This window comes from Pseudomonas sp. MF6396 (genome assembly GCF_002018915.1).
Lineage (GTDB): Bacteria > Pseudomonadota > Gammaproteobacteria > Pseudomonadales > Pseudomonadaceae > Aquipseudomonas > Aquipseudomonas palmensis.
In genome coordinates, this window is record NZ_MVOK01000013.1 from 1 (window position 1) to 12,877 (window position 12,877).

General features: G+C 67.5%; 12 protein-coding genes. 4 read left to right on the plus strand and 8 right to left on the minus strand.

Annotation, left to right across the window (positions count from 1 at the left end; all coding sequences use genetic code 11):
* Positions 1-163: 163 nt before the first annotated feature.
* The 5 genes from MF6396_RS14725 to MF6396_RS14745 form a co-directional block, all read right to left on the minus strand.
* Entirely contained in the window at positions 164-1,114 is a 951-nt protein-coding gene (locus MF6396_RS14725) for a FecR domain-containing protein (RefSeq protein ID WP_078480730.1), read from the minus strand.
* On the minus strand, positions 1,111-1,641 hold the full coding sequence (locus tag MF6396_RS14730; protein WP_054915138.1) for a sigma-70 family RNA polymerase sigma factor: 531 nt from the start codon (positions 1,639-1,641) through the stop codon (positions 1,111-1,113). The genes MF6396_RS14725 and MF6396_RS14730 overlap by 4 nt, the downstream gene beginning before the upstream one ends.
* A 195-nt stretch (positions 1,642-1,836) precedes the next feature.
* The gene (locus MF6396_RS14735; protein ID WP_078480732.1) at positions 1,837-3,093 is read right to left on the minus strand and encodes an OprD family porin; all 1,257 of its coding nucleotides are present in this window, start codon (positions 3,091-3,093) and stop codon (positions 1,837-1,839) included.
* 172 nt (positions 3,094-3,265) lie between these two features.
* A complete protein-coding gene (locus MF6396_RS14740; RefSeq protein ID WP_078480733.1) occupies positions 3,266-3,793 on the minus strand; it encodes a cytochrome b in 528 nt (175 codons plus the stop codon).
* The gene (locus tag MF6396_RS14745; RefSeq protein ID WP_054915135.1) at positions 3,790-4,833 is read right to left on the minus strand and encodes a catalase family peroxidase; all 1,044 of its coding nucleotides are present in this window, start codon (positions 4,831-4,833) and stop codon (positions 3,790-3,792) included. The genes MF6396_RS14740 and MF6396_RS14745 overlap by 4 nt, the downstream gene beginning before the upstream one ends.
* Positions 4,834-4,964: 131 nt before the next feature.
* On the opposite strand from MF6396_RS14745, the gene MF6396_RS14750 reads away from it, so the two are divergent.
* Entirely contained in the window at positions 4,965-5,474 is a 510-nt protein-coding gene (locus tag MF6396_RS14750) for a sigma-70 family RNA polymerase sigma factor (protein ID WP_078480735.1), read from the plus strand.
* Positions 5,471-6,223, plus strand: a complete 753-nt coding sequence (locus MF6396_RS14755; protein WP_054915133.1) for an anti-sigma factor family protein — start codon at positions 5,471-5,473, stop codon at positions 6,221-6,223. The genes MF6396_RS14750 and MF6396_RS14755 overlap by 4 nt, the downstream gene beginning before the upstream one ends.
* Here MF6396_RS14755 and MF6396_RS14760 read toward each other — a convergent pair.
* Positions 6,162-7,100: a LysR substrate-binding domain-containing protein gene (locus MF6396_RS14760; RefSeq protein WP_043860912.1), complete on the minus strand. Its 939-nt coding sequence runs from the start codon at positions 7,098-7,100 to the stop codon at positions 6,162-6,164. The two genes, MF6396_RS14755 and MF6396_RS14760, sit on opposite strands and share 62 nt — an antisense overlap.
* Before the next feature lie 113 nt (positions 7,101-7,213).
* Between MF6396_RS14760 and MF6396_RS14765 the strand changes: the two genes are divergently transcribed.
* Both MF6396_RS14765 and ppnN read left to right on the plus strand, forming a co-directional pair.
* On the plus strand, positions 7,214-8,056 hold the full coding sequence (locus MF6396_RS14765) for an SDR family NAD(P)-dependent oxidoreductase (protein ID WP_078480736.1): 843 nt from the start codon (positions 7,214-7,216) through the stop codon (positions 8,054-8,056).
* A 149-nt stretch (positions 8,057-8,205) separates the two neighbouring features.
* Positions 8,206-9,579, plus strand: coding sequence for a nucleotide 5'-monophosphate nucleosidase PpnN (gene ppnN, locus MF6396_RS14770; RefSeq protein ID WP_043860910.1), 1,374 nt, complete (start codon positions 8,206-8,208; stop codon positions 9,577-9,579).
* A gap of 87 nt (positions 9,580-9,666) precedes the next feature.
* On the opposite strand, the gene MF6396_RS29040 is transcribed toward ppnN, so the two are convergent.
* A complete protein-coding gene (locus tag MF6396_RS29040) occupies positions 9,667-10,302 on the minus strand; it encodes a TetR/AcrR family transcriptional regulator (protein ID WP_043860909.1) in 636 nt (211 codons plus the stop codon).
* 5 nt (positions 10,303-10,307) lie between these two features.
* Positions 10,308-12,722, minus strand: coding sequence for a membrane-bound PQQ-dependent dehydrogenase, glucose/quinate/shikimate family (locus MF6396_RS14780; protein ID WP_078480738.1), 2,415 nt, complete (start codon positions 12,720-12,722; stop codon positions 10,308-10,310).
* Between the last annotated feature and the right edge of the window lie 155 nt (positions 12,723-12,877).

Below are 12,877 nucleotides of genomic sequence, written 5' to 3' on the forward strand. Positions count from 1 at the left end.
GGGTGACATGGGGGCCTCGTCGGATGCAGAAGGGATGCGCGAAAGGGGGTGTTTCAGACAAGGCGGATGAGAATGAGAAAAAGTACCGCGGGATGAGGAATTTTTTTTGCTGCATCAAACACTGCGCTGTGCAGGTCAAGAGCCGGCCAGACAAGGCCGGCGCCTACATCACCCGCACCCAGTACCGACCATGCCGCTCGATTCGCAAATCGAACGAGCGCGCCAGCGCCGACAGCGCTGCATCACTGTCGGTCAACGAGAAGTTGCCCGACACACGCTGCTCTGCCAGCTGCGGCGCATAGGTCAGCAACCCCGGCCGGTACCGCCCCAGCTCGTCGAGCAGATCACCCAGCCGCCAGTTCTCCACCACCAGTTGCCCCAGGCTCCACGCCGCCTGGGCCGCCGACGCCAGCTGCGGGCTATCCACCCGCTGATCACTGAACCCGCACGCCTGCCCGCTCTCCAGGCGCTGCGCCTCCCCCAGCAAGGGGCTGACCCGCACCGCATGCTCGAACACCTCGACCTCGCTGCGCCCGGCCTGCTGCGCCACGCTGAAGCGCGTGCCCAACGCCTGCACCACGCCCTGCGCGGTCTGCACCCGCAACGGCCGCTGCTGCACATCCTTGCCACTGGTAAGCAGGATGCGCCCGCGCACCAGATGAATCAGCCGTTGCCGGCTGTCGAAGCGAATGTTCACCGCCGACGTCGTATCGAGCACCAGCTGGCTACCGTCGGCCAGGGTGACGCTGCGAATTTCACCCGTGCCACTGTGCACGTCCGCCAGCAACGCCTGCGCCGGAGTACTGCGGTAGCTGGCCCAGCCACCCAGCCCCAGCCCGGTCGCCAGCAGCAGCCCCTTGACCACGCCGCGGCGGGTCAGGCCCTGGGCTTCGGCACGCTTGAAGGCATCGAACGCCAGCCCACCCGGCACACTGGCCAGTTGCCCATGCAACTGCTCGACCCGGGCCCAGGCCCAGCCGTTCTGCGGGGCACTGTCCAACCATGCCCGCCAGGCCCGTTCCAGGCCGGGGCTGGCATCGCCGGCCATGCGCTGCACATGCCAGCGGGCGGCTTCCTTGAGCGCCTGGCGCTGCGCTTCGCGGTCGTTGCTCATGGCTGCTCGTCGAAGGCGAGCAGCAGGCAGCGCTCGGTGGTCTTGTACATGTACTTCTTCACCGAACTGAGCGAAACGCCCAGCGCCGTGGCGATTTCGCCATAGGTCATGCCCAGCCAGTTGGCCATCAGGAACGCCTGGCGCGCCTTGGCGCCGCACCCGGCCAGCAGGCGGTCGACTTCGCGCAGGGTCTCGAGAATCAGCAGGCGCTCTTCCAGCGAGATCTCCTCGTACACCGGCTGGGCGGCCAGGGCCTCGAGGTAGGCCTGTTCAAGCTTCTGGCGCCGGAAGTGGTCGATCATCACCCGCCGCGCCACGGTCGCCAGGTAGCTGCGCGGCTCGCGCAGCAGGCGCACCAGCTCCAGCGACTCGGACGAGGCGAGGATGCGCACGAAGGTGTCCTGCATCAGGTCGGCGGCGCGCTGCGGGCAGCTCAGGCGCCTGCGCAGCCAGTGCTGCAACCACAGGTGATGGTGCTGGTAGAGCTGGCCGACTTCGGCGTTGGCGGGTGAGGTGGGGGCGCTCATCCTGGCGACTTCCGAGAGAAAGGATGCAGATGATAAGCATTCCCAAGAATGTTAGGAAGAGGGCAGGTGAAATAGCGCTGGGCGCATCGCGGGTCAAGCCCGCTCCCACGGGGTCTGCACCGTCCTGCAAGGCAGCGGTTTGGCTGTGGGAGCGGGCTTGCCCCGCGAAAGGGCCGCCACGCGGCCCCTCGACGATTACCACAACGCCAGCGTATACCCCACGATCAAGCGGTTCTCGTCGATATCGCTGGTCAACCCGCCACTGGAACGGAACGTCGCATTGCGCAATCGCACGCTCACGTTCTTCAGCGGCCCGCTCTGCACCACATAGGCAATGTCGGTGTCGCGCTCCCATTCCTTGCCGCCGCTCACCGTCGCGGTCTGGATATGGCTGCCATTCACATAACGGGTCATGAAGCTCAGCCCCGACAGCCCCAGCGCGGCGAAGTTGTAGTCGTAGCGCGCCTGCCACGCATCGGTTTCGGCCTTGGTGAAGACATTCACCGTCACCAGGTTGACCGAGTACGGGTCCAGCCCCGGGTAGGCGAAGTCGCCGTCCCCCGAGAGGTTCTGGTAGCCCAGGCCGAATTTGTGCGCGCCCACGCCCAGGGTCAGCATGCCGTTGAAGAAGCGGTTGTCGATGCGCCCGCCGTCCACCCGCGCAGCGGAACGCAGGTTGGCGTTGCCTTGTTCGCGGGTGTCGAAGTAGCGCAGGTCGCTGCGCAGGCTCACGCCTTCGGCCAGCGACAGGTCATGCACCAGCCCGGCGTACTGCTGGCGGTAGAGGTCGTGCATCTGCGCGTAGTAGTAGCTCAGCGCCAGGTTGGGGCGCAGCGCGTAGGTGCCGCCTGCCAGGTCCAGGTGGCTGCTCTGGACACCGGCATAGCTCATCTGGTCGTTGCTCGAGGAGTCGCGCAGGTTCTGTTTTTCCAGGCGGCCCACGTTCAGGGTCAGGCCGTCGATGTCCTGCGAGCTCAGCAGGCTGCCGTTGTAGGTCGAGGGCAGCAGGCGCACGTCGTTGATCGAGGCAACCGGCAAGGTGGGCTGCAAGGTGCCGAGCTTGAGCACGCTCTTGCCCAGGCGCAGCTTGGCGGTCAGGCCCAGTTCGCTGTAGTCGTGCGCCGGCTCCTGGCTGGCGCCGAACGGCAGCAGGCCGGTGCCCCGGTGCGCCTTGCTGGAGTCGAGCTTCAGGCCCAGCTCGCCCAGCGCATCCAGGCCAACGCCCAGGGTGCCTTCGGTGTAACCCGATTCCATGCGCAGGATGAAGCCCTGGGCCCACTCCCGCGCCTGGCTCTGGGGCGCGGCGTGCTGGCGAAAGTCGCGGCTGAAATAGAAGTTGCGGGCCTCCAGGCTGGCCTTGCTGTCCTGGATGAAATCGGCCTGCACAAGCAACGGCGCAAGCGCGGCGCACAGGCCGGCGCTGGCCGTCAGGGGACGGCGGGAAAACGACATGCAATCTACCTTTTGTTGTTGTTCTGGCGGCAGCCGCTGCTGCGGTGCGGGCATATAATTAACATATTATCTTTTTGCCCCGAAAGCCTTTGCAGGCTTGTGAGCGAAAAAAGTTAACGTGTTAACGTTATGCCCGTTGCCAGGTAGGTTGCCTGTTGCTGCGCCGGCGCGCTCAGCGCCCCGGCCACATGCTGCGCAACACGCCATCGCGGCGGACAAAACCGTGCACCAGTGCGGCGGCGATATGCACCAGCACGGTGACAAACAGCAGGTACGCCAGCCAGCCGTGCAGGGCGCGCAGCAGGGCGTACAGGCGCAGGTCGTGGGGCGCGATGGCCGGCAGTTGCCACGGCAGCGGGTAGCCACCGGCCGATTGCATGCCCCAGCCGATCAGCGGCATGCCCAGCATCAACCCGTACAGCAGCAGGTGCGAAGCCTTGGCGGCCCACTGCTGCAGGCGTGGCAGGTCGCTGGGCAGGGGCGGGGTGGCGTAACGCAGGCGTGTGGCGATGCGCAGCACCACCAGCACCAGCAGGGCCAGGCCGATGGCCTTGTGCAGGCTGACCAGCCAGGGGTGGCGGGGCGAGAGGTCGGTGACCATGCTCACGCCGACAAACAGCATCGCCAGGATCAACACGGCCATCAGCCAGTGCAGCAGGCGCGCCAACGGGTGGAAGCGGGTGGACGGGTGCAGGTTCATGGGTGGGCCCCCAGGGCGGTTTCGCGGCTGCGCCGGTTGAAGGATTCGGCATAGGCGGCCGAGCGGGCGGCCAGGATCGGGTCGGCCGAGGCCTGGATGCCGTCGGGCAGTATCAGCGGGTCGAAGTTCAGGTCACGGCATTCGCCCTGCTCGGGCGCATCGACGTGGTCGATCACCAGGGTGCCGGCATCGACCTGCTGGCGGGTGACGGGCCAGGGGCGCGCGGGGTCGTCCACCGGGTCGTCGGCGCCGGCCAGGGTCAGGCGCAGGGTCCAGCGCAGCGGGCCCTTGGCCAGGCGTTGCTGCAGGTCGTGCTGAAGGAAGTTCCTGTCGTCGACCTGGGCTGGCAACGGGGCGAAGTCGCTGTGCGGCTGCAGGCTCCAGCGCACGTACTGCACCTTGCCCGCCGCATCCACCAGGCGAAACGCGTTGATGCTGTTGAAGGCCGAGCTGGCAAAGCTGTCGGAGGGCTTGTAGTCCCTGGCCCACTGGCGGAAGGCGGCGCTTTCGGGGTGCCTGGCGAAAAACGCCTGCAGGGCCGCCGGGTCCGGCTTGCCGGTGGCCGGGTCGGGCGTCGAGGCCAGCACCTGTTCGTAGAACCCTGCGGCATCGCTGACGGCCAGCACTGGCGGGGTGTTCATGCCGGTACGCCAGCGCTGACCGTCGTCGCTGCTGAACTGCAGCGCCAGGCTGCGGGTGGCGACACTGGCGTCGGCGCTGAACGGGTTGGCGCCGCCGATGGCGAAACGTCCGATCACCGGCACTCTGGATTGGCTGAACACCCGGGCCCGCGACCAGCTGGCAGCCTGGCCGCTGCTGTCGAAATAGCCGCTCACGCACAGGCCCTTGGCGTGGTTCTTTCGATAGCCGGGGTAGTGCCCGGCTTGGGCCTCGAAGGTGTCGATGATGCGTTGCGGGGTCAGGCGCTGCGGGCCGATCCAGCCGGCAGCGTAGGCAAAGCTTGCGCCCAGGGCGGCGATACCCAGGCCGATGACGGCCAGGCGCAGGGTGCGGGCGCGACCGTTTAACGGAGTGCTCATGGCGGCGATCCGGTCAGTGAATGAGCCGGTACGACGCACCGCACCAGGTTTTATTCCACGCCGGCGGGAATAAATTTCGGCGGCGAGCGTCTGCCTCGTACACTGACTGCCAGCCGCCCAGAACCCCGACCATGAACGATCTTGATGACGACCAGTTGCGCGACATGCTCCAGCGCCTGCGCCGCTTTGCCTTGTGGCTGACCCGCGAGGCCAGCAGCGCCGACGACCTGGTGCAGGCCACGGTGGAGCGCGCCCTGAGCCGGCGCAGCCAGCAGCGTGGCGATGACAGCCTGCGCGCCTGGCTGTTCGCGATCCTGTACCGGCTGTTCATCGACGCCAAGCGCCGCGAGCGCCGGCATGCCCGCTGGCTGGCGTGGTTCGGGCGCGACGAGGCGGTGGGCAGCAGCACCGAGGATATCGTGCTCGCCGAGTCGGGCCTGGCCGCATTCGCGCGCCTGCCCACCGAGCAACGGGCGCTGTTGCTGCTGGTGACTGTCGAGGGCCTGAGCTACAAGGAGGCCGCCCAGGCCCTGGACGTGCCCATCGGCACGGTGATGTCGCGCCTGTCACGGGCGCGTGCGGCAATGCGAGAACTGGCCGAGGGCAATACGCCGCCCCCGGCATTGCGGAGGTTGAAATGAGCCGGCTGATCCCGTCCGAAGACGAATTGCACGCCTATGTCGACGAACGCCTCGAGGCGGCGCGCCGCCGCGAGGTGGAACTGTACCTGGCAGCCCACCCCGAGCAGGCGGCGCGGGTCGAGGGCTGGCGCGCCGATGCACGCCTGCTGCGCACCGCCCTGGCCGGGCTGGCCGAGCAGCCCGCCAACCCGCGGCTCGACCCGGCAGCCGTGCGCCGCGCCGTGCGCCAGCGCCATCGCCGCCAATGGGCCAGCGCGGCGATGCTGCTGGTGGCACTGGGCATCGGTGGCCTGGGCGGCTGGCAGGCGCGCGAGTCGAGCCTGCAGGCGGGCCTTGCACCGATGGCCGATGCCGTGCAGGCGCACCGCCTGTTTGCCCAGTCGGGCACATTGGACCTGAACGTGCAGCGGCCGGGGCAATTGCAGGCCTGGCTGGGCGAGCACTTTGCCCAGGCAGGGCAGTTGCCGGACCTCTCGGCCTATGGCTTCACGCCGGTGGGCGCGCGGTTGCTCAGCAACGAGCAGGGGCCGGCGGCGCTGCTGCTGTTCCAGGATGCCAGCGGCGAGCGGGTCAGCCTGTTCCTGCGCTCGCCTGGCGAGCACTATGCGCGCATGCCCAGTGGCGAGCGGGTGGACGGCGAGTTGCAGGCCCGCTACTGGTCGCAGGGCGCCTACAACTACGCGCTGGTCAGCCCGGCAGCAGAGCCGCGTGCCGCGCAGTTGCGCCAGGCACTGGGGATTGCCCTGTAGCCGGTGCGAACAGGTCCATGAAGTGGCGTGCCTGCGGGGTGCTCTGCTCCCCCGGGCACACCATGTACAGGCCCAGCGGCGGGGTGTCGTGCAGGGCACAGAAGTGCACGCCGTCCTGGCGGTTGGCCCGCGCCGCAGCCTGCGGCACCAGGGCCACGCCGAACCCGCAGCCCACCAGGCTGACCAGTGTCTGCATCTGCGCCGCCTGCTGGCTGATGCGCGGGGTGAAGCCGGCGCGTTCGCACAGGCTCAGCATCTGCTGGTGAAAGCCGCTGCCCAGGGCCGGCGGGGTGAACACGAAGTCTTCGTCTGCGGCCTCGCCCAGGTGCACCGGGCCACCGTGGGCCAGTCGGTGCCCGGCAGGCACCGCCAGCAGCAGCGGCTCGTCGAGGATCAGCCGGCTGTGCAGGCGCTCGCTCAGCCCCGGCAACTGGCGCATGAAGGCCACGTCCAGTTCACCACCCAGCACGCCCTCGGCCAGTTGCGCCGAGGGTTGCTGCTGCAGGCTCAGGCGCACCTTGGGCCACTGCGCGCGAAACCGGCGCAGGGCCTCGAGCAGCGGCGGGTAGCCGGCCAGTGCCAGGCTGCCGATGCGCAGGTGCCCGCTGACCCCGTCGGCCACCTCGCGGGCGTGTTCGGCGCCCTGGTCCAGCAGGCTCAGGGTGGCGCGCGCGGTCTCGACGAAGGCCTGGCCGGCGCCGGTCAGGCACACCCCGCGCGAGTGACGTACCAGCAGCGTGCAACCGAGCTTCTGTTCCAGCCGCGCAATCGCCTGGCTCAGCGGTGGCTGGGCCATGTGCAGGCGTTCGGCGGCGCGGTGGATGTGCAGTTCTTCGGCAACGACGATGAACTGGCGTAACAGGCGGGTCTCGATCATGGCGGCGTCCCTGGCGCGGTGTGATATCTGACGGGTATCGGAACCGGCCTTCGATAATATTCAACTTTGCGCGGCGCGCTCGATAGGCTCGACGACTTTACAGGAGAGCGCCCATGAACTTCACCCATCGCACCTTTCTCGTCACCGGCGCCGCCCGCGGCCTGGGGCTTGTCTACGCCAGGGCCCTGGCCGAGCGCGGCGCGCGGGTGGTCATTACCGACCGCGGCGCCGACCGCGCCGGCTGCGGCACCGACCCCGGCCCGGTCGAACAGGCGGCCCAGGCCCTGCGGGCGGCGGGGCCCCAGGTACTCGGGCACTGCGCCGAGCTGGCCGATGAAGCGGCCTGTGAGGCGCTGGTGGCACGCACTGTGGAGCAGTTCGGCGGCCTCGACGGGGTGATCCACAACGCCGGCTGGGTGGGGTACCAGCCGATCGAGCAGGTGGATGCAGGCTTTGTCGAGCGCGCCCTGGCGATCAACGTGCAGGCGCCCTTGTGGCTGGGCAAGCACGCCTGGCCGCACCTGAAGGCCAGCGCCGCGCCGCGTGTGGTACTGACGACCTCCGACCGGGCGATGTATGCGTGCTACGCGCAAACCGGGCTGGCGGCCTATGCCGCCGGCAAGATGGCGCAGCTGGGCATCATGAATGCCTTGAGCGAAGAGGGCGCCGCACACGGCATTCTGGTCAACGCGGTTTCGCCGGTGGCGCGCACGCGCATGTGGGGCGAGGAGGGCGAGCCGGATGACCTCAAGCCCGAGTGGGTGGTGCCGGGGGTGGTGTACCTGGTGTCGGACGCATGCCAGGTGACGGGGCAGGTGCTGCGCGCCAGTAACGGGCAGTTCGTGGCCACGCGCTTCGAGGAGCAGGCGGGGGTCACCTACCCGAGGGATCTGCGCGGGGTCGAGGCGCAGCAGCCCGAGCAGGTGGCGCAGTGCTGGGCGGCGCACGGAATCTGAGGCATCGCCGGGGGATCGCGCCTACTCTTTCAGGCAGACCGTTTGCCATTGCGACCGGCCACCTGATAAAACCTGTATGCAGCATTGCGTCAGGCGTTAATACCCCGATGCCACAGCCGTTCGCTGGCGTCGTACATATGGAATCCAGAATGACCCCAAGACACGTAATCAACGCATCTGTCAGCCCTAAAGGCAGCCTGGAGACACTCTCCCAACGTGAAGTGCAGCAGCTGAGCGAAGCCGGTTCCGGCAGCATCTACACCCTGTTCCGCCAGTGCGCCCTGGCCATCCTCAATACCGGCGCCCACGTCGACAACGCCAAGACCATTCTCGACGCCTACAAGGACTTCGAAGTCCGTATCCACCAGCAGGACCGCGGCGTGCGCCTTGAGCTGCTGAACGCGCCGGCCGACGCCTTCGTCGATGGCGAAATGATCGCCAGCACCCGCGAAATGCTGTTCAGCGCCCTGCGCGACATCGTCTACACCGAAAGCGAACTGGACCGCATGGGCATCGACCTGGAAAGCTCCCAGGGCATCACCGACTATGTCTTCCAGCTGCTGCGCAACGCGCGCACCCTGCGCCCGGGCGTGGAGCCGAAGATGGTGGTGTGCTGGGGCGGCCACTCGATCAGCACCGAGGAATACCAGTACACCAAGAAGGTCGGCCACGAGCTGGGCCTGCGCAAGCTGGACATCTGCACCGGCTGCGGCCCGGGCGTGATGAAGGGGCCGATGAAGGGCGCCACCATCGCCCACGCCAAGCAGCGTATGAGCATCGGCCGCTACCTGGGCCTGACCGAGCCGGGCATCATCGCCGCCGAGGCGCCGAACCCGATCGTCAACGAGCTGGTGATTCTGCCGGACATCGAAAAGCGCCTGGAAGCCTTCGTGCGCGTGGGCCACGGCATCATCATCTTCCCTGGTGGCGCAGGCACGGCCGAGGAGTTCCTGTACCTGCTGGGCATCCTGATGCACCCGGAAAACCGCGACCTGCCGTTCCCGGTGATCCTCACCGGCCCGCGCAGCGCCGAGGCGTACCTGCAGCAGCTGCATGATTTTGTCGGCGCCACCCTGGGCGAGGCGGCCCATGCGCTGTACGAGATCATCATCGACGACCCGGCCCAGGTGGCGCGGCAGATGACCGAGGGGCTCAGGCAGGTCAAGCAGTTCCGCCGCGAGCGCAACGATGCGTTCCACTTCAACTGGATGCTGAAGATCGAAGAGGGCTTCCAGCGCCCGTTCGACCCGACCCACGCCAACATGGCCAGCCTGCAGCTGAGCCGCGACTTGCCGGCACACGAGCTGGCGGCGAACCTGCGCCGGGCGTTCTCCGGGATCGTGGCGGGCAACGTGAAGGACAAGGGCATTCGCCTGATCGAGGAGCATGGGCCATACGAGATCCATGGCGATACCGCGATCATGCAGCCACTGGACAAGCTGTTGCAGGCGTTCGTGGAGCAGCATCGGATGAAGCTGCCGGGTGGGGCGGCGTATGAGCCGTGCTACCGCGTGGTGAGTTAAGGCCTATCGCGGGTCAAGCCCGCTCCCACAGGTGGCAGATGATCCTGTGGGAGCGGGCTTGACCCGCGATCGCCGGCGACGCGGTGTTCAATTCTGCTGCAAGCGCCTGAGCACCAACCCGGTCAGCTCATCGATCATCGGCCGGAACGCTTCGGCCGTGCAGTGCTGCCCGAGCATCACGGTGCGTGTGGTGAGGTGCGAGAACAGCGCATCGAACAGCACGTGCGGCAGTTCCGACAGCGATGCATCCGCGGCCACTGCCCCTTGCCCGCGCTGGCCTTCGAGCAAGCGCAGAATCAGCGAATGCCACACCTGCGGGCCATGCTCGTACCAGGTCTGGCCCACTTCGGGCACATGCGCCGTGCCATTGACCACCAGGCGGTAGAACGCCACGTGCCGCGGGCTGGTGACCACCGCCACCAACTGGTCGAGGATCAGCCGCAGCCCCTCGGCCAGCCCCACGGTGCTGGTGTCCAGCTGGCGCAGGTCGATGATGAAGTCGTCGCACAGGTACTCCACCACCGCCACCAGCAGCTCGTTCTTGCTGCCGAAGTAGCGGTAGATGGTGGCCTTGGAACCGCCTGCCGCGGCGACGATGGCGTCCATGCTGACGCCATCGTAGCCGTGCTCCAGAAACAGCTCGCTGGCGGTCACCAGCAGGTTGCGCCTGCGCTCCACACTTCGGCTCGTAGGGGAAGTCGGGGCACGGTGCAACGGGGTCATGGGCGCTACTCTTTGTCAGGGAGCGCGTACGCTATCACGTAATCCCCGCGATCTGGAGACTGGCGCGCACCGCCGGCCACCACCACCACGTACTGACGGCCCGAGCGCGGCGACACGTAGCTCATCGGCGTGGCCTGGCCGCCGACCGGCAGGCGACCCTTCCACACTTCCTCGCCCGTGGCGATGTCCAGTGCCCGCAGGTAGTAGTCCTGGGTACCGGCATAGAACACCAGCCCGGCACCGGTGCTCACGCCGCCGCCCAGGGTGGGCATGCCCAGCGGGATCGGCAGGTTGGCACGCACGCCATTGATCACCGCGTCCTGCACCGTACCGGCCGGACGTTCCCAGACCTGCTTGCGGGTTTTCAGGTCGATGGCGGCGAACACGCCCCATGGTGGGCTCTGGCAGGGGATGCCCAGTGGCGAGTTGAAGGCCTTGTGGTCGATCACGAACGGCGTGCCGTCCATCGGGTAGGTACTGCCCACGCCGTGCCCGGACTTGAGGTGCGACAGGTCGACGTTTTCACGCTTGACCAGCTTGACCACCTGCGGGATGCGGATGTCGTTGAGGAACAGGTAGCCGTTGCGCTCGTCGATGGCCGCGCCGCCCCAGTTGAAGCCACCGTAGTAACCCGGGTAGATCAGGGTGTCGCGGGTACTCGGTGCGGTGAACTCACCCTCGTAGTTGAGCTCGCGGAAGTTGATGCGGCACATCAGCTGGTCGAAGAAGGTCGCGCCCCACATGTCCTGTTCGGTCAGCGGTTCGGCGCCCAGCGCCGGCATGCCTACCGAGTAGGGTTGGGTCTTGGCTACCCAGTCGCCTTCGGCATGGGCCTGGGGCACGGGTTTTTCGACCACGTCGGCAATCGGCTTGCCGGTGCGACGGTCGAGCAGGAAGATCTGCCCGCGCTTGGTCAGCTGGATCAGCGCGGGGATCTTGCCGCCCTTGCCGTCCGGCACGTCGTACAGCGCCGGCTGGGCAGCCACGTCGTAGTCCCAGATGTCGTGGTGCACGGTCTGGAAGGTCCAGCGCTCGCGGCCGGTGGCCATGTCCAGGGCAACCACGGCAGACGAGTATTTCTCGGTCAGCGCCGGGCGATCGCCACCCCAGAAATCGGGCTGCTGGTTGCCGGTAGGCAGGTAGACCAGGCCCAGTTCGTCATCGAACGCCGGGGTAGACCACATGTTCGGCGTGCTGCGGGTATAGGTTTCGCCCTCCGGTGGCAGCTTGGTGATGGCCGGGTTGCCCAGGTCCCACGCCCATACCAGTTCGCCGGTATCGGCGCTGAAGGCACGCACCACGCCTGACGGTTCGTCGGTGGAGCGGCCATCGAAGACCCAGCCGCCGAGGATGATCAGGTTGCGTGCCACGGTGGGCGCGGAGGTGTAGGCGTAGTACGGCACGCCTTCATCCACCAGGCCCAGGCCCTGGGTCAGGTCGACCGAGCCCTTGTCGCCGAAGTCTTCGCACGGCTTGCCGGTGTCGGCGTCGATCTCGATCAGCCGTGCATCCATGGTGACCTGCACGATGCGCTTGGCGCACACACCACCCGTGGCGCGTGGGGCGGGTGCCAGGTCAGCGAACTGGAACGGCTTCTGGACCTTGGCCGGCTCGTAGTAGCCAAGGCCGCGGCAGCGGTTCCAGGTCTTGTCGTTGGCGGGCTTGGAGTCGAAGGTCCAGCGCTCCTTGCCGGTGTCGGCATCCAGCGCGATGACCTTGCTCAACGGGGTGCAGGTGTACACCGTGTCGGCGATCTGGATCGGCGTGTTCTGCGACTCGGAGGCGCCTTCGGCGATCTCGCCGGTGCGGTAGGTCCAGGCCACCTGGAGCTTGTCGATGTTGCCCTTGTTGATCTGGTCCAGCGGCGTGAAGCGCGTGCCCTGCGGGCCGTTGCTGTAGTGCTGCCAGTCCTGGGGGGCGCCGGCCGTGCTGGCCGGGGTGTCGAGCACCGGTTCGGTGGTGGCGTGCATGACCCCGTGCGGCACGAAGGTCGAGGCGCCGCCGGCCACCAGGGCCAGCCCGAACAGGGCGGCGCAGGCATGGCTGAGGCCACGCTGACGGCCGCCGGCCAGGTACGGATGCAACACCGCCGCCACCAGGCCGATCACCAGGAACGGCGCCAGGCGCGGCACCAATGGCCAGAAGCGCAGGCCGACTTCCCACAGCGACCAGATGACGGTGGCGCCGAACACCAGCGCCATCAGGCCGGCGCCCAGCGGCTTGCGCCGGGCATAGAGCACACCGGCCAGCAGCATGCCCAGGCCGGCCAGCAGGTAGTACCACGAGCCGCCGAGGGTGGCCAGGCGCACACCGCCGACCGCCAGGGCCAGGCCACTGAGGCCGAGCAGGGTACCGAAGATATAAAAGGCAAGGCGAGTTGAAGCAGGGGCAGGGGCCCCCGGGTTATCTGTGTTTTTCATTCCTGTTTGTCCATGACACGACCCCAGCTGCGCGGGCATGGGGGCGTGGATTCATGTTTAGTACTGTACGGTACAGTTTTATTTTGAACCTGTTCAGGCGGCAATGAAAGACAAAATGTCGCACCGGTGAAATTTTTTGTGACAATCCTCGGGAT

Excerpts from the sequence above, each read along its gene's own strand:
- MF6396_RS14725 (WP_078480730.1), bottom strand. The coding sequence starts at position 1,114 with ATGAGCAACGACCGCGAAGCGCAGCGCCAGGCGCTCAAGGAAGCCGCC.
- MF6396_RS14730 (WP_054915138.1), bottom strand. The coding sequence starts at position 1,641 with ATGAGCGCCCCCACCTCACCCGCCAACGCCGAAGTCGGCCAGCTCTAC.
- MF6396_RS14735 (WP_078480732.1), bottom strand. The coding sequence starts at position 3,093 with ATGTCGTTTTCCCGCCGTCCCCTGACGGCCAGCGCCGGCCTGTGCGCC.
- MF6396_RS14740 (WP_078480733.1), bottom strand. The coding sequence starts at position 3,793 with ATGAACCTGCACCCGTCCACCCGCTTCCACCCGTTGGCGCGCCTGCTG.
- MF6396_RS14745 (WP_054915135.1), bottom strand. The coding sequence starts at position 4,833 with ATGAGCACTCCGTTAAACGGTCGCGCCCGCACCCTGCGCCTGGCCGTC.
- MF6396_RS14750 (WP_078480735.1), top strand. The coding sequence starts at position 4,965 with ATGAACGATCTTGATGACGACCAGTTGCGCGACATGCTCCAGCGCCTG.
- MF6396_RS14755 (WP_054915133.1), top strand. The coding sequence starts at position 5,471 with ATGAGCCGGCTGATCCCGTCCGAAGACGAATTGCACGCCTATGTCGAC.
- MF6396_RS14760 (WP_043860912.1), bottom strand. The coding sequence starts at position 7,100 with ATGATCGAGACCCGCCTGTTACGCCAGTTCATCGTCGTTGCCGAAGAA.
- MF6396_RS14765 (WP_078480736.1), top strand. The coding sequence starts at position 7,214 with ATGAACTTCACCCATCGCACCTTTCTCGTCACCGGCGCCGCCCGCGGC.
- ppnN (WP_043860910.1), top strand. The coding sequence starts at position 8,206 with ATGACCCCAAGACACGTAATCAACGCATCTGTCAGCCCTAAAGGCAGC.
- MF6396_RS29040 (WP_043860909.1), bottom strand. The coding sequence starts at position 10,302 with ATGACCCCGTTGCACCGTGCCCCGACTTCCCCTACGAGCCGAAGTGTG.
- MF6396_RS14780 (WP_078480738.1), bottom strand. The coding sequence starts at position 12,722 with ATGAAAAACACAGATAACCCGGGGGCCCCTGCCCCTGCTTCAACTCGC.